Origin of the sequence: Clostridium sp. KNHs216, assembly GCF_006714885.1 — a bacterium.
Classification (GTDB): domain Bacteria; phylum Bacillota; class Clostridia; order Oscillospirales; family Acutalibacteraceae; genus Caproiciproducens.
This window is the reverse complement of the sequence record NZ_VFMF01000001.1, coordinates 3,268,062-3,290,228: the sequence shown is the minus strand read 5'-3', so window position 1 is coordinate 3,290,228 and position 22,167 is coordinate 3,268,062. Positions and strand designations below refer to the sequence as shown.

Below are 22,167 nucleotides of genomic sequence, written 5' to 3'. Positions count from 1 at the left end.
TCCCGTCTTCCGGCCTTAGTCGGAAAGATTTTGTAGAAAACGAATGACCTGAGGACCCGCCGTCTGCTCATCCGCACCATTTACTTGTACCATAAGTTTTGTTCCCTGATACACTCCTCCGCTCAAAATACTTAAAATACTTTTTGCATTGATTTCTTCGGTGCCCTTTTTCAGAATGATGTCGCTTTTGATATTTTTGCAGAATTCCACCAATTCCGACGCCGGACGCGCATGAAGCCCCGTTTTATTATTGATGACGATTTCTTTCTGATACATTTTTTTCTCCTTCCAAGGCTCTGCCTTTTTGTAAGTTTATTAGTTTAAACATTTTATTGCATGTATCTTAACATATATTGTTTATATTGACTATTACCAAAAGCATTCATGGCGAAAAGGGCAATCTGTGCAAAGAATTGTTTCGGTTACTGTTTCCCGTACAGTTTTTTGCGCAGTCACATTCTTCCGTGTCCCGCAGAACGGAAGAAAAGCTTTTTCCCAATCAAAAAAGCCATCGCCCGAAAGCGACAGCTTTTTATAACAACGGATAAATTTCTGAAGGGATTTCAATGAAAAAGAACGTCAGACCACAATCAGTTCATTTTCCTTAGCCATATAGCGGGTCAGGACAAACAGCGCGCACAGCAGACCGCCGTCCGTTATGGAGCTGCTCTCAAGCGCATATCCCTGAAAGAGACGGTACCCCGACAGAGTCCCCACCGTCTGATTCTGCTGGTCGTAAATCCGGCAGGAGCCGTCCCGTTCCATACGGATTGTGACGCCGGACTGCGCGGAATCGTTTATCTGAATATTCAGGCGCTCCGCCCGCGGCAGCTTATCGGGAAAATGCCGCACGTCTTTCCCGCCTGAGGAGACTTCATAGCCTATGGCGGCTGTTATCACCGGTTCCGTTTCTCTGGAACCGCGGCAGACGATATACCGGCGGGATGCAGGTTCGTCAGCGGATGCGGAAGAAGCTTCCGACCCGATAATGTCGGTGTAGTACAAAATCCCATGATGATTGGCCGCGATTACTTTTTGAGGGCTGAAAGGGCGGCTCCTGATCTGATAGAGCGGTTGGCCGGAAGGATCACAGGCCACCATTTTAAACAAGCGGTTTTTCAGGATCAATTTCACCACAATACCCTCTTTCACCATGTATCCACAAAGAAATGCGCGCGCAGGCAGACAATTGTAAAATAATATTATGCTATAAACTTTATATCATAAATCCAATGATTGCAAGGGCAAGGGAAAATATGATCCCAAAAAGATGGAAAGATCGTTCCGGCAGTCAGCCGGAAAAAAGCGCTGCCAAAGCCGAGGGGAGGCTGTGCCGCCTGAATTCCGCCGCCCCGGGACACGAAAAAACCGCCGGAGTTCTGGCCCCGGCAGTTTTTTATAAGGACGGCAGACGGATTCTGTTTCGTTATTTCTTCACGGACGCGATCAGGCTGTCGGCAAGGGCGTCCATTTCCGGCAGGTTATCTTCGTTCATGGCGGAATTCAGCGTCAGCTTCTCATCCAGCACGCTGATATCCTTCATCTCATTTTCGAGGAATTCGCGCATCAGGGTCCCGGACTTGCACGCCCAGGAGCCGTTTTCCACAATCGCGACAGTGCGTTTCTGAAGATTGAGCGCCTTCATATCCATCAGGAAATTGTGCATCGGCGGGTAAATCCCCAGATTATAGGTAACGGAGGCCAGCACAATATGGCTGAGGCGGAAGGCTTCTGAAATCAGGCAGGACACATGGGTTTTAGACACGTCGTACATCACGACATTGGTCATGCCTTTTTCCGCCAGCCTGGTCGCGAGTGCTCCCGCGGCGCTTTCGGTATTTCCGTACATGGTGGCGTATACAATCATGATGCCCTGCTCTTCCGGCTCATAGCTGCTCCAGTGAGCGTATTTATCGAGAAAATATCCCAGATCGGTGCGCCAGACCGGCCCGTGCAGCGGACAGATGATTTTGATGTCGATCCCGCCCGCCTTTTTCAGAAGCGCCTGCACATGCGGTCCGTACTTTCCGACAATGTTGGTGTAGTATCTGCGGGCGTCGTCGATCCAGTCGCGGTCGAAATTCACCTCGTCGTTAAAGAGCTTTCCGTCCAGAGCGCCGAAGGAACCAAAGGCGTCCGCGGAGAAAAGCACTCCGTTGGTCGTGTCGAAGGTCACCATCGCTTCCGGCCAGTGCACCATCGGCGCGGACACGAAGGTCACCACATGTTTCCCGAAGGATTTTGTGTCGCCCTCCTTCACTTCCTCTATGCGGCCGTCGATATGGAAACCGAACTGACGCATGAGCATGAAAGCTTTTTCCGTGCTGATAATTTTTGCCTTGGGGTAGCGCAGCAGGATTTCCTCTATGGACGCGCCGTGGTCGGGCTCCATATGATTGATCACCAGATAATCGAGCGGCCTTCCGTCCAGAAGATACTCCACGTTCTCCAGAAACTGGCGGCAAGCCGACCAGTCCACCGTATCGAACAGAACCGCCTGCTTATCCAGAAGCAGGTACGAGTTGTAGGAAACGCCGCGGGGAATCGGATGAATATTCTCAAAAAGGGCAAGCCGGCGGTCGTTGCCTCCGACCCAATAAAGATTTTCCGTTACTTTTCTGACACAATGCATGGTTCAATCCTCCTTGATACGAAATCATTGTTTTCCGGCTTCCATACCGGGTCAGACCTCAATAAACTGGTCTTTTTCCTCGCCGCACTCCGGGCAGATCCATTCTTCCGGGAGCGCGTCGAACAGGGTGCCGGGACGGATATCGTTTTCCGGATCGCCCACCGCGGGATTGTATTCGTAACCGCAGCCGTTACAGACATAGGTGTGCCAAGAGGGCTTTACTTTCTTCACAACGGCGCGTTTCATTTTCTTCATGGGAGGCGCGGGCTTCTTGGCTTCCCCATTGTCCAGCGCGGTGGTGAGCAGCGGGAGGATTTCCAGCACGTCGCCCACAATGCCGTAGTCGCAGTTTTTGAAAATGGGTGCGTTGGGATTGTTGTTGATGGCAACAATGGTCGTGGCGTCCTTGATGCCTTTCAGATGCTGGCCCGCTCCGGAAATACCGCAGGCTATGTACAGATTTCCGTTGAATTTCTGGCCGGACATTCCCACATAGCGGTTCAGCGGCACATATTTCAGCGTTTCCGCCACCGGACGGGAGGAACCGAGCGCCGCGCCCGCCTGAACGGCAAGGGCCCTGACCAGCGCCATATTTTCCTTTTCCCCGATACCCTTTCCGGCGCTGACCACCCGCTCCGCCTGGGTGATGGGAGTATCGATGTCGATGCCGACGGTAAAGTCGTAGCCGTCCGCTTTCAGAGCTTCCACCAGCGTGTTTACCCGCTCCCCGGCGGCGCCTTCCTTGAGGATCATCTTCTTGCGCACGCCGGTGACCGGCCCGTGCTGACCGCCGGACGGAACCGCGTCCTTCGGCATCTTTCCAATAATATGGGAGGCGATGACCACTCTCTGAATCTCGTTGGTGCCTTCATAAATGGTGCAGATTTTGGCGTCGCGGTAGGCGCGCTCGACCTCCATGCCCTTGAGGTATCCGTTGCCGCCGAAAATCTGAAGGGCGTCGTTGACAATTTCCAGACAGACATCGGAAGCATACTGTTTTGCCATGGCGGACTCCATACCGTAGGGCTCGTGATTTTCCTTCAGCTCGGCGGCGCTGTAGACCAGAAAACGGGCAGCGCGAAGCTTGGTCGCCATATCCGCCAGCTTAAAGGAGATGATCTGCTGCTCACAGATGGGCCTGCCAAACTGGACGCGCTCCTTGGAATACTCCAGCGCGCTTTCATAGGCGCCCTGCGCAATCCCCAGCGCCTGCGCGGCGATCCCGATGCGGCCGCCGTCCAGCGTGGACATGGCGATTTTGAAGCCGTCTCCCTCTTTTCCGAGAAGATTTCCACAGGGAACCTTTACATCGTTGAAAATCAGCTCCGCGGTGGAGGAGGAACGGATGCCCATTTTGTCGTAGTGGTCGCCGAAGGTAAAGCCTTCCCAGCCCTTTTCCACAATGAACGCGCTGATCCCGTGCGTGCCGATGTCCGGAGTGGTGACGGCAAACACCACATAAGTATCCGCCTTGTCGGCGTTGGTAATAAAAATCTTGCCGCCGTTTAAGACATAATGGTCGCCGTCCAGCACGGCGGTGGTTTCCGTTCCGCTCGCGTCGCTGCCCGCGTTCTGCTCGGTCAGGCCGAAAGCGCCCAGCGTTTCGCCTTTGGCCAGCGGAACCAGGTATTTCTGTTTCTGTTCTTCCGTGCCGTAGGCGAAGATCGGCCAGGACCCGAGCGAGGTGTGCGCGGAAAGGATGACGCCGGTGCCGCCGTCCACCCGGGCCAGCTCCTCCACGGCAACGGCATAGCTGACCATGTCCAGCCCCGTACCGCCGTACTCCTTGGGATAGGGGATTCCCATCAGCCCCATTTGCCCCATTTTTGTTACAATGTCCGCGGGAAATTCATTCTCCTTGTCCAGCAGGAACGCCAGCGGCTTCACCTCCGCCTCGGCAAACTCCCGGACCTTCGCACGGAGAGCTTCGTGGTCTTCCGTTGTTTTAAAAGACATATTGATTCCTCCCTTTTCATAACCAATTATATTTCATTTTATGAATTCCATAGGAAATTTATAAAACAGAATCGTAAGGAAATGCGGCAGACCAGAAAAACCGGCCTCCGCTGCGACAATCATATACTTGATAAATCTTATCCAGTTTGACCGCAAAAAAATACCGGCTATGCCGAAGTATTTTAATCCGCCTGAAACAGCATTTGATGAAGGCTGACCGCACGCAGCTCCGCATCCAGAACACCCTGAATCCGGGAAAGCTGCCGATGAACCGTACAGGGAGTGCTGCATTTCTGCCGCCACGCGCACTGAAACCCGGGCTGCATACAGGCGCTGATGAGCTTTTCCGCATCCATCACTTCCGTCAGGTCGTAGAGACTCACCTTTTTCAAATCCGCTGCCAACCGGCAGCCGCCGCCCGCACCGCGGGTGATTTGAACCAGGCCGGCCCGTTCCAGCTTTTTGAGGATTTTATATACAAACTGCTGCGGCAGCAGTTCCCGCCGGCAGATATCCCCGGCCGTAAGCTGTTCCCCATGGGATACCGCGCGCAGGATGCGCAGCGCGTAATCCGTTTCCCTTGTAATCAGCAGATAAAACCCCTCCGCTCCATAAAATGGAAGTTTTTATTCATTGACACCAGTGTATCATTCTGGATAAAGTTTGTCAAGTTTATAACCAATATTTTCTGTAATTCTTCAATAAAATTGTGCCTTCCTTCCAAAAGCCGTCCGTATCGGTTTTGTCCCGCCCAAAAATAAAATATCGATTTTCATCGCGGGAATATTGCATCTCTCCCTTCATCATACTATCATAGAGACAGCACAGCCCGATTTTATTTTAGGAGGAATCTTTTTTGAAAAAATGCCTGATTGTTTACGACTCCTATCATCACGGCAACACGGCAAAGATCGCCTCCGCTATGGCGGAGACTGCCGGTGCAGAGCTCTGCAAAGCGGACGGAATCAAAAATAAAAATCTTTCGGATTATGACATGATCGGATTCGGCGCGGGTATCGCCTACGGAAAACATTACAGCGGGCTGATGGAGGCCGTGGAGGGGCTCAGCCTGAACGGCAAACCGGTCTTCGTGTTTTCTACGAGCGGAATGGGAAGCACCGCAAGCCACAGCGCTCTGAGTGATCTGCTGAAAAAGAAGGGCGCGGTCATCGCCGGGGATTTTGCCTGCAAGGGATTTGACACCTACGGGCCGTTCAAGCTCGTCGGGGGCATTTCCAAAGGGCATCCCAGCGACGCCGACCTGGAAGCCGCCAATCAATTCATTCTGGAAATGGTAAAATAAAACCGCCTGCCGCTTCGGATTGCCGAAGAACGGCAAACGGGCCGGGGCAATCTTACCGATTGCCCCGGCCCGCTGCTCTGTGTGGGGATATTATTCAGAAAAAAGCGGGGTAGATAAATACCTTTCCCCGGTATCCGGCAAAAGCGCCACGATCGTTTTTCCGGCGTTCTCCGGCCGCTTTGCCAGCTCGGCGGCCGCCCACAGCGCCGCCCCGGAAGAGATGCCCGCGAGCAGGCCCTCCGTTTTGGAAAGCTCCCTGCCGGTCTGGAAAGCGTCTTCGTTTTTCACCTTGATAATTTCGTCATACACCGCCGTGTTGAGTACCTTCGGCACAAAGCCCGCGCCGATTCCCTGAATTTTATGCGGTCCGGCCTTGCCCTCGGAAAGGACCGGCGAATCGAACGGCTCCACCGCAATGACCTTGACGCCGGGATTTTTGGATTTCAGATATTCCCCGACGCCTGTGATCGTTCCGCCGGTGCCGATCCCAGCGACAAAGAAATCGACCTTGCCCTCGGTGTCCTCCCAGATTTCCGGACCGGTTGTCTCCCTGTGTATCTGCGGATTGGCGGGATTGACAAACTGGCCGGCAATAAAGGAATTCGGAATCTCTTTGGCAAGCTCATCCGCTTTATCAATTGCGCCCCTCATGCCCTTGCTGCCGTCCGTCAGCACAAGCTCCGCCCCGTAAGCCTTTAAAAGGTTCCGGCGCTCCATGCTCATGGTTTCCGGCATGGTGAGAATTACCCGGTATCCTCTGGCGGCCGCGACGGAAGCAAGGCCAATACCGGTATTGCCGCTGGTCGGTTCAATAATGACGGAATCCGCCTTCAAAAGGCCTTTTTCTTCCGCGTCGTCGATCATGGCTTTGGCAATTCTGTCCTTAACGCTCCCCGCGGGATTAAAATACTCCAGCTTTGCAACGACCGCGGCTTTCAGGTCATGCTTCTTTTCAAAGTTCGACAGCTCCAGCAAAGGTGTTTTTCCGATCAAATCGGTCAGACTATGATAAATCTTCGACATTTACAGGAAACCTCCGTTCAAATTTAATGATTTACAGCATTTTCAGCTGATTTTGCAACAGATTACGTTTTTCCCCGCCCTCGGCGGGGAAAAACGTGCTTTGTCTCATAAACCGAAATGAAATTGCTGTAGATATACAAATTTTCATATATGTTTAATATATAAAAATATTTTAACCGGAACAAATCCGCTTGTCAAGGCCGGCAAAGAGATTGCAAGCGGATTTCCCGGCGCGGGCTATTGACAGGGCCCTTGTTTTCGATTATTATTTAATACATATAATATTACTATGATTTGGAGAATGTGATGAAAATTTTTTCAAGGGCGCACTGTTCGCCCATTCTCATCACCGGCCCCGGACAAAACGGGCGCTGCCGCCGGAACCTGAAATTTTTCATACACGGAGGAATTGCACGAATGCGCGGGCAGATAGCCGCACCCGGTTATCTGCTTAGGATACGCATTTCTCTCTAATATGATTCAGACAGGAGACGGGAATATGGATTTTACCACACTTTGTATACACGGAAGCGCTGACCGGTACGACTGTACCGGCGCCGTGAGCGTGCCTATTTTTCAGTCGGCCACCTTTGCACACCCCATGGTCGGCCAAAGTACGGGCTACGACTACTCGCGGCTGCAGAATCCCACAAGGGAGCATCTTGAAAAAACGGTCGCCGCGCTGGAGGGCGGCGCGGGCGCCAAGGCTTTTTCCAGCGGAATGGCCGCCATCGCGACCCTCATGGAGCTTTTTTCGCCCGGCGACCACATCATCGCGTCCGACGACCTCTACGGAGGCTCCCACCGTTACTTTCACAAGATATCCATCAAAAACGGCCTTACCTTCGACTTTGTAAACACTTCCGACCCCGCTTTGATCGAGTCCCGCATCAGGCCCGAAACCAAAGCCGTGTTTATCGAAACGCCCACCAACCCGATGATGCAGGTGACCGACATTGAAGCCGTTTCAAAGATCACCAAAGAGCGGAACCTGCTGCTCATTGTGGACAACACGTTCCTGACCCCGTATTTCCAACAGCCGCTGAAGCTGGGTGCCGATATCGTCGTCCACAGCGGGACAAAATATCTTTGCGGTCACAACGACACCCTTGCCGGCTTCGTCGTCACCGCCGACCCGCAGTTCTTTGACCGGCTGCAGGTGCTGAGCACGACCACGGGCGCGTGCCTTCCCCCGTTTGACAGCTGGCTTCTGATCCGCGGCATCAAGACGCTCGCCGTGCGAATGGAAAAGCAGGAGGAAAACGCGATGCGGCTCGCCGAGTGGCTGTGCGCACAGGAAAAGATCAAAGCGGTGCACTATGTGGGTCTGCCAGAAGACCCGGGATATGCCATTTCAAAAAGGCAGTCCTCCGGGTTCGGGGCAATGATCTCCTTCGAGGTGGACTGTGAGCAGACGGCAAAACAGCTTTTGGAGCGTGTCGGGCTGATCCAGTACGCGGAAAGCCTCGGCGGGGTGGAAACGCTGATTACCTATCCGATGCTGCAGACGCACGCCGACGTTCCCAAAGAGGAACGGGAAGCAAAGGGAATCAACGAGCGCCTGCTGCGTCTTTCCGTCGGACTGGAAAGCGCGGAGGACCTGACCGGCGACCTGGAGCAGGCATTGCGGTAACCTGAAAAATCCGCGCCCCTCTTGACGAAATCCTTCTTTCAAGATATGATAAATAGGTATTATAAAAAATATGATCTTTATAAAGGAGAAACCCATGAGAATTTCTTCAAAAGGAAGGTACGGACTGGCCGCCATGATTACCATGGCGCAGAATTATACCGCCAACGAATGTATTACGATTGTGAGCATATCGGAAAAGCTGGGGATTTCCAAAATTTATTTGGAGCAGGTGTTTTCCCTTTTAAAAAGGGCCGAACTGGTAATTGCCGTCAAAGGAGCACAGGGCGGGTACAAGCTTGCGATGCCCCCTCAAAAAATAAATGCATATGTAATCCTGCGGTCGCTGGAACAGTCCCTGTTCGAGAAAACGGAAGAGTCGGTGGAAAAGAAAGCCCCCGCAATGGAACAGGCCATGCAGCATTCCGTTTTTTCCGTCATCGACAACGCAATTGAAGCGGAGCTGAAAAGGATATCTCTTTATGATATTGCGGATGACGTGGAAAAGAGGACGCAGGAAGGCGGATTCATGTTCTATATCTAAAGCCGGACCCGGAGGGATGTTTGTAAACATCCCTCCGGGTCTTTTCTGAAAAAGAAGGAAATAGCCCTCACCTCTGAAAAAATGAAAAGATTTCTCGAAATTTTCAAATCAACTTCACCATAAATACACATAATATGCCTATACTATAAACATCGCAAATACATTTGTATCCCCGGTCTTTGTTTGTAACGCGATGTCGGCGCAAGGGCCGGAAAATTAATTACAAGCACCTCAGGTGAGGGTTTCAATATCTTTTTCATATTTCTCTTCTTTCTTAGAATACCGCCCGTAAAACGGCGGTATTTTTCTGTATATAAAAAGCCGCGCGTAAAACGCACGGCTTTGTCTCGGGATTTCGGTCTGTAAACCCGCTTCTAAAGAAGCAGGCTTTATAAAAATGCAGGTCAGGACTGAGCCTGTACCGCCGTCATGGCGACGACGCCGACGATATCCTGTGCCGAACAGCCTCTGGACAGGTCGTTGACCGGCTTTGCGATTCCCTGCAGTACCGGGCCGAACGCTTTCGCTTTCCCCAGTCTCTGTACCAGCTTATACGAGATGTTGCCGCAGTTCAGGTCCGGGAAAACCAGAACGTTTGCCTGACCGGCTACGTTACTTCCCTTTGCCTTGGACTGGCCGATGCTCGGCACCAGTGCCGCGTCAGCCTGCAGTTCCCCGTCGAGCGTAAGCTCCGGTGCTTTTTCCTTTGCCAGCTTCGTCGCTTCCGCCACTTTGTCTACCAGCTCGTCTTTGCCGCTTCCGTAAGAGGAGAAGGACAGCATGGCGACCTTCGGCTCCGCTCCGACCATATTTTTGAATGACTTTGCCGACGCGATCGCGATTTCGGAAAGCTCGTCCGCGTTGGGGTTAATATTCAGCGCGCAGTCCGCGAAAACGAAGTTGCCCTCGTAGCCGTATTCGCAGTCGGGAACGGAAAGAACGAAAAAGCTGGAAACGAGCTTTACGCCCGGAGCGGTCTTAATGATCTGCAGAGCCGGACGGATCGTATCCGCCGTGGAGTGCGCCGCGCCGGAAACCATTCCGTCCGCATCGCCTTTTTTCACCATCATCACGGCCCAGAAAACGTTGTCCGCCATGATTTGCTCCGCCTTTTCCGGCGTGATGCCCTTTGCTTTTCTCAGCTCGTAAAATGTATGAATATAGTCCTCGCGGCTGGATGAAGTCAGAGGATTTACAAACTTGGCTTTTGAAAGATCCAGCCCCCCGGCCTGTTCTTTGATCTTCGCTTCGTCGCCCACAAGAATCAAATTGGCGATTCCCTTTTCCAAAACCTCCGCAGCAGCCTGCAGGGTTCTCATATCGCCGCTCTCCGGCAGGACAATGGTCTTTTTCGTCTGTTTCGCTCTCTCAATGATACTCTCAATAAATTCCATGCTTATCACCTTTCTGCTGTTTTAATGATATCAACGTTTTCACTATAACACTCACGTTTCAAGATTACAATCCCTTAACGCGCTGTTTTCATAAAACGCGTCGGCATTCTGTTACCAAGTCACAGAGAAAATAAAAGAATCCGGTTATATTAATAAAAAAGAAAGGTGATGAAAGATGTTCAAGACATTACTCAGAACAAAAACATATGAGACCGTTTCCCCAAAAGAGGCTAAAAAAAGGCTGGAGGAAAATCCCGATCTTCTTCTGCTTGATGTCAGGACCCCGGAGGAATACAGGGAAATCCATATTCCGGGAAGCAAGCTGATCCCTCTTAACGAGCTTGAGCAGGGAATCAAGAGGGCTGTTCCGGATAAAAACCGGGAGATTCTGGTTTACTGCCTGAGCGGCGCGCGGGCCGCAGCCGCCTGCAGCCGGCTGTCCGCAATGGGATATGCCCGTGTCGGCAACATGGGAGGAATCCGTTCCTGGCCGTATCAGACGGTAAACGGCCGGTAAAAAAGGAAAAAGGCGTTTCCCCCATTACTGGGGCGGAAACGCCTTCACTGTTTTTATAAAAAGCTCCACGATGTACGGGTCGAACTGCGTGCCGGCATTCTGTTCCAGCTCCGTGAGAGCCTCTTCCCGCCTCATTGCCTTACGGTATACCCTGTCGTTCGTCATGGCGTCATACGCGTCCGCCACGGCGAGGATACGGCACTGGACGGGAATGTTTTGATCGCTGAGCCCTCTCGGATAACCCTTTCCGTCCCACCGCTCGTGATGGGAAAGGATGTATTCGGCCACCACCAGCAGCTCCGGCGTGTTCTGCGCAATGCGGTACCCGATTTCGGGATGGCGCCTCATTTCCTCCCACTCCTCGGGCGTAAGCGGGCCGGGCTTCTGCAGGATGCTCTGGTGGACGCCCACTTTGCCAATGTCGTGCAGGATCGCGAGAAGCGACAGCTCGCTCATTTCCTCTTCGGAAAATTTCAGCAGGGAGCCGATGGCGCGGCAGGTATCCCCCAGCCTTTCCGCGTGCTCCTCCGTCTCCATGCTTTTTTCATACAGAGTGGCCAGCAGTGTGTTGATGATGCTGTTCCGGTAGCTTTTGCCCTCCAGAAGCTTCTGGTGGTACATGCTTTCCTCCGCTTCCTGAAGAACGCGCCTCAGATTCTCCTCCGGCTCCGTTTTCACCGCACAGCCAAGGGAAACACTCAGGTGCAGATCGCCCTCGCTCGCCGGAATAAAATCATTTTTCATTTCCTGAATGGTCCTCTGCGCCGCTTCCATCGTGGTATGCGGCTGTAAAATCAGAAATTCGTCCCCGCCCCACCGGGCTATGATATCCCCTGCCCCGCAGTGATTCTGCAGAATTTTCGCGGCCTTCTGCAAAAGCCGGTCCCCCGCCTCATGGCTGAAAACGTCGTTGGTGATTTTCAGTCCGTTCACATCCCCCATGATGACCGCCAATGGGAGCTGGCCGGGGTCGTCCAGCCGGTACATTTCCTTTTCCAGGAACCGGCGGTTATAAAGGCCCGTCAGCAGATCGTGGTAGCTCAGAAAAAGAATCTGTTTCTGCTGTTCCTTATCCTTGCTCACGTCGCGGAAGACCATAACGACCCCGAAAATCTGCCCTCTGTCGTTTTTAATGGGCGCGGCGCTGTCGGCAATGGGGATGGGAACCCCCTGCTTATTGATCAGAACGGTATGGTTTGCAAGGCCGATGACCTTCCCCGTCTGCAAAACCCGGGAAACGGGGTTCTCCACTTCTTTTCCCGTTTCCTCGCTTCTCAGCCTGAAGATTTCCGCAAACGGGCGGTTTTTCACTTCCGTGTTCTTCCAGCCCAGAATATCTTCGGCCGCCTTATTGATGGAAGTGATTCTGCCGTCGATATCCGTTGTGACCGTCCCGTCCCCGATGGATTCAAGGGTCGTGCTCAACAGCTCTTTTTCAAGGGACAGCTCTTTTCTGTATTTTTCCCTGTCGGTCACATCAAAAATAATGGAAAAAAGCTGCGTTTTCCCGCTGTATTGAATCGGCGAGGAATAAACGTCCACCAGCCGGATTTCTCCGTCTTTCAGCCGGTGCGGAAACAGGAAATACCCCGTGCGGCGGTCCAGCGCCGAAAAGCGGCGGCGCTCCACGTCTTCCTGTGGCAGCATATTGATCTCCTGTATGGACATCCGCAGAAGTTCCTCGCGGGAGTAACCGTAAAAGGCGCAGGCGGACGGATTGACGTCCAGAATTTTACCCTCTTTCGGTTCGATAATCATCATAACCGCCGTATGTTCGTTGAACATGGATGCGAAACGCAGCAAAAGCTCGTTTCTGTCCTTCTCCACGGCCTTCAATTCCGTAATGTCTTTTCTGGAACCGATCAGGTATTTGGGGCTGCCGTTTTCGTACACCGGCGTCAGGCTGGTCAGAAAATATTTTTCGCCCTGGCTCAGGTCCAGTTTTTCTTCATAGGTTGCGTCTTTTCCCGACAGCATGCTGTCGAGGTAGCGTTTCTGAATTCCCGGGCCGACCTCCGGTCCCCACACCTCGGCGGGCGTCTTTCCGTGTATATCCTGCGGACGGAATCCGGAAAGCTCCTGATGGGCGGTGTTCAGCCTGACATAATTTAACGTCTTTTCCCGGTATTCGGCAAGGAACATGGCGTCGTGCGTGCTGTTGAAAAAAACATCCAGATCGCGGTACGCGTCCTCGATCTGTTTTTTCTGCCGGCTGAGCTGTTCCGTATTCTGCATCTCCGCAGTAACGTCCTCAACGAGGGCGACAAAGCACCCCGGCTGCAGCAGGAAGGCCGTGGTTTTCATCCATTTTTTCAGGGCACCGACATACTGTGTGGTTTCCCGGGTCTTCCCCGTAAAAACAACATCCCCATAAAACGCAGCCCAGTTAAAGCTGTCCGCCTTTACACCGGCAGCCACTTCCGCCGCCTTTTTCCCGACGACAGACTCCTTTTTCAGTCCCGTCATCTTTTCAAAAGCGCCGTTTACATCAAGAAACAGCCAATCCTCCGCCTCGCCCCGGCTGTTTACAACCAGCCGGCAATAGGCATAGCCAAACGGAAGCTGCCCGAGTAAATCCTGCACAAACCGATCCGTCATCTTCAACTGTCCTTTCGCGTAGCGTTTGGCACAAAGGGATGCGAATAAGGATGAAAATGCTATTGGGAAAATTATACCATTTAATGATTCTGTTGAAAAGATAAGTCGAAAAATAAATACATATAGTATTATATGAAGATTTAATTATGAATTTGTCATAATTTCCAAGGGCCCCGCTCCCGTCTTTCAGCCGTCTGCCTGCGTCTGTTCCCCGGACTGCGGCAGGATGACTGTAAAGGTTGTTCCCCTGTCAACCTCGCTCACCACCTCAATGGTTCCCCGGTGGGCTTCCACAATGGCCTTCGTGATCGTAAGCCCAAGGCCCAGACCGCCGGTCAGCCTGTTGCGCGACCGGTCCGCCCTGTAAAACCGTTCAAAGATGTACGGAAGGTCCTCCGGCGGAATTCCTTTCCCGCTGTCGCTGACGATCAGCTCGGCACCGTGCTCCGCCGTGCACACGCGCACCTGTACCTGTCCGCCTTCCGGGGTATATTTGAGCGCGTTGGAAACAAGGTTGGTGACGACCTGGCTGATTTTATCCCGGTCGGCGCGAAGGATTTCCAGTTCCCCCTCAAAGGAGAGCGCGACGCCTTTTTTGTGGAACTCCGATTCAAAATTATGCAGAATGTGCCGGATCAGATCGGATACGTCGAATTCGGAAAGCGAAAGGGATGCGTTTTCCGCCTCATACCGTTCCAGCTTTTCCAGATCGCCGACCAGACGGTTCAGCCGGATAATTTCTTCATGGCAGCTTTCCAGCCGGGCCTCATCCGGCTCCCAGATTCCGTCGAGCATTGCCTCCATGGAGCTTTGCAGGTTCGCAAGGGGCGTCCTCAGCTCATGAGCGACGTCGGCGGTCATCCGCTTTCTTAAATCCTGCTGCTTCTCCAGAGAATCCGCCAGATAGTTGATGGTATCCGTCAGGCGAGCCATTTCCCTTGTTCCGGAGCTTTCCGTGATTCTCTGCCGGAAATTTCCCTTTGCGATCTGCCCCGCGGCACGGATGGATTTAGAAATCGGCCCGCTCACCCGCTTTGCCATAAAGGTTCCCAAAATCAGCGCCATGACAAGCGACAAAATACCCACCGCAACCAGGATGGTGTTGACGCTGTTCAGGAAGGCGATGTCGTTATCCGTAAAATAATAAGGGCCGTAATACCCCAGCTCGACGTGCCCGACTTCCTTTGCGCCGGCTTTGACCGAATACGTCTTCTGCTCATACCCGCCCTTGAAGCCGGGATAGCGGCTGTTCATATTTTCGGACATATGGGTCAGCATCTGTACGCAGAGGCCGTTGTTGTGGACCGTGGCGTCCCACACCGTTTTCCCTTCCGCGTTCTTCAGCCTGACAATGACTCCCTGTTCCAGGGCGTTCACGCCGATGTTTTCAATGACGTTCGTATTCCAGCCGCCGTTGAGTCCGTTATACTGCTTTTCGATCATGCTGACGATTTCGCTGTTCCTCTGCTCCCGCTGGTTGATGACATAGTCCTGAAAACGGTTCTGCAGCAAAACGTTGATGCAGAAGCTGATGAGGGCGACCATCAGAAGCGACATTACCGCATAGGAAAACGACAATTTTGATTTTAAACTGTATTTCAGCTCAATCGCCTCCGAACTTGTATCCGACTCCGTGAACCGTCAGAATATACTCCGGATTTCTGGTGTCCGTTTCGATCTTCTGGCGGATATTTTTAATATGGGTATCGATGACCCTGTCAAATCCGTTAAAATCGTCCCCGCTGACAATGGCGATCAGCTCTTCGCGGGTAAACACCTTGTTCGGGTGCCTTGCCAGCGCGCCGACGATTTTGAATTCATTGGGGGTCAGACCGGCCGGGCGGCCGCTCAGCATGACGTCGTAACCGTCCATATCCACGATCAGTTCTCCCCGGCGAAAAGAAAGGACCGGGGACGAGTCGCCTTCCGTCCTGCGCAGAACCGCCTCCACCCGCGCCACAAGCTGGCGGGGACTGAACGGCTTGGTCACGTAATCGTCCGCGCCGATCTGCAGCCCGTGCAGGATGTCCTCCTCCTCCACTTTGGCGGTCAGCATGATGATGGGGACGTCGGACTTCTGCCGCAGCGTCCGGCAGATTTCCTCCCCCGTAGTGTCCGGGAGCATCCAGTCCAGGATCACAAGGGACGGCTTCTCCCTTTCAAAGCTTTCATAGGCTTCTTTTCCGCTGAAAACGCCGCGCACGGCGTATCCGCTTTTTTCAAGATAGGACGTCACGACCTCCACAATCTTCGGCTCGTCGTCCACAACCAAAATCCGCTTTCTGTTCCGGTTCAATCCGTTTCCGCCTCCAATGACAAAAGCCCCTTTCTCAAAAGGAGCCTGCCGTTTTGATTATTATACCATATTTTTCTGCCGATTCTGAAAGCGGCGTATTATTTTCGTGGCCGTTCGTTGGTCTGACGGTTCATTTTGCAGCAGTCGGGCACCCCGCCGCCGAACTGCTTCTGGTTTTCCTTTGCCATGCGGTCCAAAGAGCGTTTGACGGAAGTTTTTATTCGCCTAAAAATTTTCAGCATTCAAATTTCCTCTTTCACAATTATCCGCAGCAGCCGGAGCCTCCGCCCGCGGGAACATAGTTCTGCACCTCGGCTTTGATCGCATTCAGATCCGCTTTGCCAAGGTCGTCGACCACCTTTACGTAGCCATGGAGCATTCCCATTCCGCACTGGAAAGTAAAATCCTCCTCGGGCGTAATCGGCGGCGTTTCCTTATCCGTGCTCAGATTCAGCTGACCGCCGTATTCCGGAAAAACCATGATGCTGTTACAGGAATTCAGGCTGCCGGTATCGAATTTGATCTTCGCCGGAATCCCCTTCTGAAGAACGACCACCGCAGGCGTGTAGCCCTGATCGTCCACCTTAACCGTTACTTCCTGCTCCTTGCCGCTGATTTTCGCAACGCCGATGCTGTCCGTGGGGACCCCGCCGTCCGCGAATCTCGCCGGGGTGTTGCCGCAGCACCCGCCCGCCGCAGCCGCGCCGCCCGCGGAAAGGTCGGACTCCTGCGAAACCTCCTGCCCGGTAATATTACCGAGATCGTCGACGACCGTAATATTGCTCCGGATCATCCCCATCCAGCAGGTATAGGTGATTTTCCCGGTCTCCTGCGGGATAAAATCGATCTCGTTATCGCCCGGTTCCAGCGTTCTGGTAATATTGTACTGCGGAATCGTGATGGTCCGGTTGCAGCCGTTCAGCGAGTCCGCGTCGGCCTTGATCGTCCATTTTACCGGGACGCCCTTCTGTACGACAAGCGGGCTGTAGCTGCCGGGCTGCAGCGTTGTCGATACAGTCTGCACATTGTTTTCGATTCGGGCAATATTGTCGCCCCCGGCCGCCGCCGCGGAAACGCCGGGAAAACCGATTCCCGACAGGGCAAAGCCCCGGTTGAGCATCACGACGCCCAGAAGCATCACCAGAACGGCGCTGGCCTTCATCATCTTATGGGTGAATTTACTGCTCAGGAAAGAGCTGAGCGCGCCGAAGCTGAACATCAGCGGCACGGTGCCGAGGCTGAAAACGAACATGGAGGCCGCTCCGGCCAGAACGCTCCCCGTACCCAGCGCGTAAATCTGCATCGCCTGCAGAGGGCCGCAGGGCATCAGCCCGTTCAGAAGACCCACATAGAACGGCCCGTGCTTCCCCTGATTGCGGTAAATTTTGCTGCCGAAAAATTTGGGCATCCGGGGGACAAATTTACGCAGCCACGGAAACAGGTCGAGCATATTCAGGCCCATAATGACCATAAACACGCCGGAAAGAATCGCGACGATCCCTTTTGCCGTCCCCGAAAAGCTGACAACAGAACCCAGGCCGCCGACGATGCCGCCCACAATCGTGTAGGAAAGGACCCGGCCCGCGTTGTACATCAGGCTTGGCTTCAGCTTTGACCATTTGCCCGTATCGTTTTCCCCGTACCGGTAGGACACGCACTGCGAAAGATTGATTCCGCCGCACATCGCCACACAGTGCAGGGAGGTAATCAGTCCGACCACAAACAGAATCCCGTAGCCCATATTCTGGGAGACCTCGGGAATAAAATTCAGGCCGACCGTATTTTGAACGATCAGATAGCCCGCGAAAAGAATCAGGCCGACACCGATGAGCTGACTGACGAATTTTTTGTCCGCCGTCCCGCCCGCCTGTTCCTTCGCGGCGCTTTCTTTTTTTGCGCTCCGAAGGTTTTTATCGTCTGTTACATGATAATCCAGCTCTTCAATCGCGGCAATAATTTTCTCAATGCGAATAATTTCCGGGTCGTAAACGACGGTCGCCGTCCCGCTGCCGTAGCTTGCGGACACCTTTACCACCCCGGAAAGCCCGCTGAGTGTGCTTTCAATTTTCAGGGCACAGTTCGCGCAGGTCATGCCCTCTATTTTCAGTGTTTTCTGTGCCAGCTTCCGTTCCATACCATTTCTCCCGTCCGAAGATGATTGTAGCTGCATCCTACCAGCCCGCTGTGAAGATTTTATGAAGATCGAAGAAGAAATTCTCCGCAGGGTTCCAGGCCTGATCGAAAAAGCAGTACCCCCGGCTGGCGGTACTGCTTTTTATCATCTTTTCCAGTTTTCAAACAAGGTTTTGCTTTGCTGCAGGAAATCTTTTGAAATGGTGATCGTCGTTCCGTCGTCCGTTTTGCTGTCCTCCAGAATCGGCACGGGGTTGCAGCCGTTTTTCTGCTTTTCCACCTGGCTGATCTGGAACCGGTTCCCGCAATTCTGGCAGACCAGCTCGTCGCCCTCCTGCACATAGTACCCCCTGCCGGAGTCATAGCAGACCTGACAGGTGTTCAGCGCCGTCCTGATCGTGCCGTCCGGCGCTTTTACGGCGATCAGTTCCATATTGGTACCCCCGGCGTTATAGGGAATAAACTTCGCCGTCTCGGTAATCTCGCTTTTGGCAATGGAAACGTCCGCGCCCGTCTCTGCAACGCTGGTCAGCGACGCGCCGGACGGAGCAGCCGTTTTGGGGGCGGTCAGCCCTTTCACAAGAAAGAAAGCCGCGGCCAGAAGGACCAGAAAACCCGCGCTCAAATAAATCGTGCGATTGCTCTTTTTCTTCGCGTCCGCCTTTCGGCTGGAGTTTGGTTTTTGGGATTTTGCCATTTCATGCACTCCTCTGATCTGTTTTGGCATCATCTTATCAACAGATTGTGGAGAATTTATGAAGATGGAAGCGAACGCAGAAGCAAATTACCGCCCTACGGCGGCGTTCACCGCACTGCAGATATCGTCCAGCTCGGCGAGCGCGCCTTTTCCCAGAGTTCCGCACGCGAGCAAACTTTCCTTCGGTTCTATAAATTGGTAGCCGTATTTTTTCAATTTAGAAATATTTTCCTGCACAATCGGATTTTCCCACATATTCGTATTCATCGCCGGAGCGATCAGCACCGGTTTGTTCCTGATAGCCAGAATCGTGGTGGAAAGCATGTCGTCCCCGATGCCGGAGGCGATCTTCCCGATGATGTTGGCGGTGGCGGGAGCGATCAGCACGACGTCCGCCTTGGTTGCGAGGGAAATATGTTTGATCTCATGCGGAAAATCGTCCTGAAACACATCCGTGTACACGCGGTTCTGCGTCAGGCTGCGGAACGTGAGCGGCGTTACAAATTTGGTAGCGCCGTTTGTCAGGATCACCTCTACCTGATATCCCTGTTTATAAAAGCGGTGGGCCAGATCGGCGGCCTTATACGCCGCGATGCTTCCGGTCACTCCCAGTATCATATTTTTCATCCTTGATCCTCCATCAGTTTTTTCAGCACGCTGTCCGCGACGCCCTTCGCAATCTGTTCCTTTCCGGAAAACGCCGTATAGCTTCCGCTCCCGTCCACCAGAAATCCCTCGTGGTTTCCCTGTACGACGGAATCCATATCGTTGGCAAGGACGTAAGTACAGCGGTTCTTTTTCAGCTGGCCGTACGCCGTATCGATCAGCACTTTCCGGCTGACCCCGCTGAGCAGCTTGAAACCGACCAAAAGGGTCTTCGGGCTGGCGTCTTTGATCAGGCCGATAATCTTCGGTGTTTTTTCCAGCACCAGCACCGGATGCTCCAGATCGGAGCTGATCTTGTGCTCCGCGCCGAGCGGCCGGGCAAAAACCGCCTGCGCGACCGCCTGTTCCCACTCCGCTTCGGAAAGCGGAAGCGGAGCGCCGCGGAATTTTTCCGCAAGCGCCTGCGCAATGTGCTCCGGCGTCGTCACGCTGCTTACCTTATAATCGCTCACCGCCATGGAATGGATGACCGCGTCGATCTCCTGTTCTTTCAGCAGGCCGATCAGCGTATCCTGCAGCTGGTCGGTCCCTTCGATATGCAGGACGCGTATATTTCCACGCTCTGTCTTCGGAAGGCACGAGCCCGTTCCGCAGAGGAAATAGACGATGTGTTCTTTCCCCGGAAGCCTTTCGGCCAGTTCTTCCGCAATCAGGCTGCCGAGTTTCCCGGTGGCCTCGTTCGCAATGGTTCGGACCGCGTCGATTCTTTCCCGTGTGCCGCCCGCGGTAACAATGAAATTCAAGCGCTCACATCCTTGCTTATCCATATAATTTTACTATGATTTTAATGTATATGATTTCGCGAAATTTGTCAACTCGCCGCGTTCCGGTTCAGCGTATGTCCTGTATTAGAATTCTTCCTTTTTTCCCGTTTACTCCGTCAATTACAGAAACCAAAAACGCTCTTTCAAAATATTATGGAAGGAAGGCCCTTCTGGGACTATTTCATAATGGAAAGAAGCGCGATTAGGATGAATTCGGGCTACAACGGTCCCATCGGTTATCTGGACCGTATCAGACGCACGCGGGGAGCGAACTTCTGCAGAAACGCCTTCCTGAGAACGGAAAGGGGAAACAGGCAAAACGCCGTCAGGCTCATTAACGACGACAGGCTCCTCTTTGCCACCCTGTTTGTCCTGCAGCCGGAGATCTGGGAGCGGAATCTGTATCAGGAGCTCAGTGAACGCAACCGCACTGCGCTGAACATATGTCAAAAAATCAGGAGTGCAAAAAATCCGCAGGACGGTACGGGCGGGGAAATTTCTTTAAAAAGCGAGGACGTCCACTCCGTAATGCTCTGGATGTTCAACACCGGCGCGGGCGAAGACGGGCTGAGCGCCGAATTCGACCAGATTCTGGATATCACCGCGTCCGTGCTGGTGAAAACGCACCATGAAAAAACGGTTCTGCCGGTCATTGCAGACCTGATTTTCCGGCGCAACCGCAGGGGCGTATACAACCACGACCTGATCTGGGCTTTCTTCCAGGCCCGCGACCCGCAGTCGCTCACGCACATTGCGGGGAAGCTGCGTTCTTCCTACAAAAAGGACGTCGAGCTGGCCTGTCAGCTTCTGCACATTCCGGAGGATACGCCGCTGAACACAGGCAGGGACAAACAGAAGCAGTACGACGCCTACCTGTCGTGGCTGAAGGAAAACAGCCCCTATGTCTATTTCACGGGGGAAAGCCTCCAGCTGACCAACTCCCCCTCCGTCTGCGGTGTCAATCTGGAAGCAAAGTACCTTTGCAAGGATGTTTCCCCGCGCAACAACAGGCCCCTCACCCCCCTGACCGACGAGGAAATCGCCAATCTGGAGCATTTCCACGAAGTGGAAGATGAGGAAAAGGCGGCACTCGCGACATTTTCCCACAATCTTCATACCAAAAATGAGTCCTCGTGGAACGAATGGATGCAGTATCCTGTCAGCAAGCAGGTCGACATTGCCAAATATGGCCGGAGGGAACTGGCATGATTGTGATAGCAGGAAATACGGTTCAGCCCGACAGCATAGGGGAATACGCCCCCGGCAGCATAGAGAGGACCATCCTCGACATGCTCGCTTCCAGCAGCGCGAAAAGCGTCTACGACTCCGTCGATCAGCTGAAATTCGAGCTGGCGCTGCGCAAAGAAATCATAGCAGCCTCCCTGCAGCTTTACCGGAGCGGGCTGGGGTTCGAAATTTTCCGTGAAACCCGGTGCAACCCGGATTACTGGAAAAGGACGCAGGAGGGGGGCTTCCTGCTGAAAGACGGCGTAAAGCCCTCCAAAGCGATCATGGATATCTACGAAAACGGCTCCAAATACGGCACGGAATGCGCCACCGCCATGATGATCGTTTACTATAAGGCTCTTCTGTCCGTCTACGGGGAAGCCCTGTTCGACAAGACCTTCCCGAAAATCGAACTGATGAACTGGCACCATATCGACCCGCTGCTCCGCGAAGTCGGCTATATCAGCAAAAGAGACGTCTATCTGCCGGGGGACCGGCGGTATTTCGCAAATCCCGACGTCGACCCGCTGGTCCCGCAGTGGCAGGGCGAAAATGTCATCGACCTGGGCGACGGCAAATACTACGGGCACGGCATCGGCATCCGCAACGCGGACCAGATCATCCGCGCGCTCAACCAGAACCGGAGCGAGGACGCGGATGAATCCGCCCATCTGCTCGATTCGGCGGGGCGCCCGAACTTTAACCGGCTTTACGATATCTCCCGCCGCAGCGCCGCCTGACGTGTTGTTTTTCTCCGGCGCCGCCCCTGTAAAAACAGGAGCGGCGC

The 22,167-nt window shown here is 53.4% G+C and carries 21 protein-coding genes; 6 read left to right on the top strand and 15 right to left on the bottom strand.

Annotated features, from left to right (window positions below; genetic code table 11):
* Positions 1-15 precede the first annotated feature (15 nt).
* From LY85_RS15750 to LY85_RS15730, 5 genes are all read right to left on the bottom strand, one after another.
* The gene (locus LY85_RS15750) at positions 16-276 is read right to left on the bottom strand and encodes an HPr family phosphocarrier protein (protein WP_038322975.1); all 261 of its coding nucleotides are present in this window, start codon (positions 274-276) and stop codon (positions 16-18) included.
* Positions 277-579: 303 nt separating this feature from the next.
* On the bottom strand, positions 580-1,137 hold the full coding sequence (locus LY85_RS15745) for a hypothetical protein (RefSeq protein WP_141827407.1): 558 nt from the start codon (positions 1,135-1,137) through the stop codon (positions 580-582).
* A gap of 289 nt (positions 1,138-1,426) precedes the next feature.
* Positions 1,427-2,632 (bottom strand): FprA family A-type flavoprotein, encoded by a 1,206-nt coding sequence (locus LY85_RS15740; protein ID WP_141827406.1) that lies wholly within the window; start codon positions 2,630-2,632, stop codon positions 1,427-1,429.
* Positions 2,633-2,683: 51 nt separating this feature from the next.
* Positions 2,684-4,588: an acyl-CoA dehydrogenase family protein gene (locus tag LY85_RS15735; RefSeq protein WP_141827405.1), complete on the bottom strand. Its 1,905-nt coding sequence runs from the start codon at positions 4,586-4,588 to the stop codon at positions 2,684-2,686.
* Positions 4,589-4,770: 182 nt separating this feature from the next.
* Positions 4,771-5,175 (bottom strand): Rrf2 family transcriptional regulator, encoded by a 405-nt coding sequence (locus LY85_RS15730; RefSeq protein ID WP_279231022.1) that lies wholly within the window; start codon positions 5,173-5,175, stop codon positions 4,771-4,773.
* 269 nt (positions 5,176-5,444) lie between these two features.
* Here LY85_RS15730 and LY85_RS15725 point away from each other — a divergent pair, with 269 nt between their 5' ends.
* Entirely contained in the window at positions 5,445-5,891 is a 447-nt protein-coding gene (locus tag LY85_RS15725; protein ID WP_141827403.1) for a flavodoxin family protein, read from the top strand.
* 90 nt (positions 5,892-5,981) lie between these two features.
* On the opposite strand, the gene cysK is transcribed toward LY85_RS15725, so the two are convergent.
* Positions 5,982-6,914 carry a cysteine synthase A gene (gene cysK / locus LY85_RS15720; RefSeq protein WP_141827402.1) on the bottom strand — a complete coding sequence of 311 codons (933 nt, stop codon included), beginning with the start codon at positions 6,912-6,914 and terminating at the stop codon, positions 5,982-5,984.
* Between the two features lie 499 nt (positions 6,915-7,413).
* On the opposite strand from cysK, the gene LY85_RS15715 reads away from it, so the two are divergent.
* Both LY85_RS15715 and LY85_RS15710 read left to right on the top strand, forming a co-directional pair.
* Positions 7,414-8,547, top strand: a complete 1,134-nt coding sequence (locus tag LY85_RS15715; protein WP_141827401.1) for a PLP-dependent aspartate aminotransferase family protein — start codon at positions 7,414-7,416, stop codon at positions 8,545-8,547.
* Between the two features lie 94 nt (positions 8,548-8,641).
* Complete coding sequence (locus LY85_RS15710; RefSeq protein ID WP_038322963.1) at positions 8,642-9,088, top strand: Rrf2 family transcriptional regulator; 447 nt, start codon at positions 8,642-8,644, stop codon at positions 9,086-9,088.
* Positions 9,089-9,492: 404 nt separating this feature from the next.
* Here LY85_RS15710 and pta read toward each other — a convergent pair whose 3' ends face one another.
* A complete protein-coding gene (gene pta / locus LY85_RS15705; protein ID WP_038322962.1) occupies positions 9,493-10,482 on the bottom strand; it encodes a phosphate acetyltransferase in 990 nt (329 codons plus the stop codon).
* A gap of 175 nt (positions 10,483-10,657) precedes the next feature.
* Between pta and LY85_RS15700 the strand changes: the two genes are divergently transcribed.
* Positions 10,658-10,999 (top strand): rhodanese-like domain-containing protein, encoded by a 342-nt coding sequence (locus LY85_RS15700; RefSeq protein ID WP_141827400.1) that lies wholly within the window; start codon positions 10,658-10,660, stop codon positions 10,997-10,999.
* 24 nt (positions 11,000-11,023) lie between these two features.
* Here LY85_RS15700 and LY85_RS15695 read toward each other — a convergent pair whose 3' ends face one another.
* The 8 genes from LY85_RS15695 to LY85_RS15665 form a co-directional block, all read right to left on the bottom strand.
* Entirely contained in the window at positions 11,024-13,597 is a 2,574-nt protein-coding gene (locus tag LY85_RS15695) for a PAS domain S-box protein (RefSeq protein ID WP_141827399.1), read from the bottom strand.
* Positions 13,598-13,783: 186 nt separating this feature from the next.
* A complete protein-coding gene (locus LY85_RS15690; protein ID WP_347562444.1) occupies positions 13,784-15,154 on the bottom strand; it encodes an ATP-binding protein in 1,371 nt (456 codons plus the stop codon).
* Positions 15,155-15,200: 46 nt separating this feature from the next.
* Positions 15,201-15,893 carry a response regulator transcription factor gene (locus LY85_RS15685; protein ID WP_141827397.1) on the bottom strand — a complete coding sequence of 231 codons (693 nt, stop codon included), beginning with the start codon at positions 15,891-15,893 and terminating at the stop codon, positions 15,201-15,203.
* A 98-nt stretch (positions 15,894-15,991) separates the two neighbouring features.
* Positions 15,992-16,135, bottom strand: coding sequence for an LDCC motif putative metal-binding protein (locus LY85_RS19365; RefSeq protein ID WP_185741246.1), 144 nt, complete (start codon positions 16,133-16,135; stop codon positions 15,992-15,994).
* A 20-nt stretch (positions 16,136-16,155) separates the two neighbouring features.
* Complete coding sequence (locus LY85_RS15680) at positions 16,156-18,027, bottom strand: sulfite exporter TauE/SafE family protein (RefSeq protein WP_141827396.1); 1,872 nt, start codon at positions 18,025-18,027, stop codon at positions 16,156-16,158.
* 144 nt (positions 18,028-18,171) lie between these two features.
* Complete coding sequence (locus LY85_RS15675; RefSeq protein WP_141827395.1) at positions 18,172-18,723, bottom strand: Fe-S-containing protein; 552 nt, start codon at positions 18,721-18,723, stop codon at positions 18,172-18,174.
* An 87-nt stretch (positions 18,724-18,810) separates the two neighbouring features.
* The gene (gene coaBC, locus LY85_RS15670) at positions 18,811-19,350 is read right to left on the bottom strand and encodes a bifunctional phosphopantothenoylcysteine decarboxylase/phosphopantothenate--cysteine ligase CoaBC (RefSeq protein ID WP_038322953.1); all 540 of its coding nucleotides are present in this window, start codon (positions 19,348-19,350) and stop codon (positions 18,811-18,813) included.
* Positions 19,347-20,132 carry a phosphopantothenoylcysteine decarboxylase gene (locus LY85_RS15665; RefSeq protein ID WP_185741245.1) on the bottom strand — a complete coding sequence of 262 codons (786 nt, stop codon included), beginning with the start codon at positions 20,130-20,132 and terminating at the stop codon, positions 19,347-19,349. Before LY85_RS15665 ends, coaBC begins: the two co-directional genes overlap by 4 nt.
* Before the next feature lie 228 nt (positions 20,133-20,360).
* Between LY85_RS15665 and LY85_RS15660 the strand changes: the two genes are divergently transcribed.
* The gene (locus LY85_RS15660) at positions 20,361-21,362 is read left to right on the top strand and encodes a hypothetical protein (protein ID WP_141827393.1); all 1,002 of its coding nucleotides are present in this window, start codon (positions 20,361-20,363) and stop codon (positions 21,360-21,362) included.
* Complete coding sequence (locus LY85_RS15655; protein ID WP_141827392.1) at positions 21,359-22,120, top strand: protein-glutamine gamma-glutamyltransferase; 762 nt, start codon at positions 21,359-21,361, stop codon at positions 22,118-22,120. The genes LY85_RS15660 and LY85_RS15655 overlap by 4 nt, the downstream gene beginning before the upstream one ends.
* Positions 22,121-22,167 lie beyond the last annotated feature (47 nt).

Excerpts from the sequence above, each read along its gene's own strand:
- LY85_RS15750 (WP_038322975.1), bottom strand. The coding sequence starts at position 276 with ATGTATCAGAAAGAAATCGTCATCAATAATAAAACGGGGCTTCATGCG.
- LY85_RS15740 (WP_141827406.1), bottom strand. The coding sequence starts at position 2,632 with ATGCATTGTGTCAGAAAAGTAACGGAAAATCTTTATTGGGTCGGAGGC.
- LY85_RS15735 (WP_141827405.1), bottom strand. The coding sequence starts at position 4,588 with ATGTCTTTTAAAACAACGGAAGACCACGAAGCTCTCCGTGCGAAGGTC.
- cysK (WP_141827402.1), bottom strand. The coding sequence starts at position 6,914 with ATGTCGAAGATTTATCATAGTCTGACCGATTTGATCGGAAAAACACCT.
- LY85_RS15715 (WP_141827401.1), top strand. The coding sequence starts at position 7,414 with ATGGATTTTACCACACTTTGTATACACGGAAGCGCTGACCGGTACGAC.
- LY85_RS15710 (WP_038322963.1), top strand. The coding sequence starts at position 8,642 with ATGAGAATTTCTTCAAAAGGAAGGTACGGACTGGCCGCCATGATTACC.
- pta (WP_038322962.1), bottom strand. The coding sequence starts at position 10,482 with ATGGAATTTATTGAGAGTATCATTGAGAGAGCGAAACAGACGAAAAAG.
- LY85_RS15700 (WP_141827400.1), top strand. The coding sequence starts at position 10,658 with ATGTTCAAGACATTACTCAGAACAAAAACATATGAGACCGTTTCCCCA.
- LY85_RS15695 (WP_141827399.1), bottom strand. The coding sequence starts at position 13,597 with ATGACGGATCGGTTTGTGCAGGATTTACTCGGGCAGCTTCCGTTTGGC.
- LY85_RS15690 (WP_347562444.1), bottom strand. The coding sequence starts at position 15,154 with ATGTCGCTTCTGATGGTCGCCCTCATCAGCTTCTGCATCAACGTTTTG.
- LY85_RS19365 (WP_185741246.1), bottom strand. The coding sequence starts at position 16,135 with ATGCTGAAAATTTTTAGGCGAATAAAAACTTCCGTCAAACGCTCTTTG.
- LY85_RS15680 (WP_141827396.1), bottom strand. The coding sequence starts at position 18,027 with ATGGAACGGAAGCTGGCACAGAAAACACTGAAAATAGAGGGCATGACC.
- LY85_RS15675 (WP_141827395.1), bottom strand. The coding sequence starts at position 18,723 with ATGGCAAAATCCCAAAAACCAAACTCCAGCCGAAAGGCGGACGCGAAG.
- coaBC (WP_038322953.1), bottom strand. The coding sequence starts at position 19,350 with ATGAAAAATATGATACTGGGAGTGACCGGAAGCATCGCGGCGTATAAG.
- LY85_RS15660 (WP_141827393.1), top strand. The coding sequence starts at position 20,361 with ATGAATTCGGGCTACAACGGTCCCATCGGTTATCTGGACCGTATCAGA.
- LY85_RS15655 (WP_141827392.1), top strand. The coding sequence starts at position 21,359 with ATGATTGTGATAGCAGGAAATACGGTTCAGCCCGACAGCATAGGGGAA.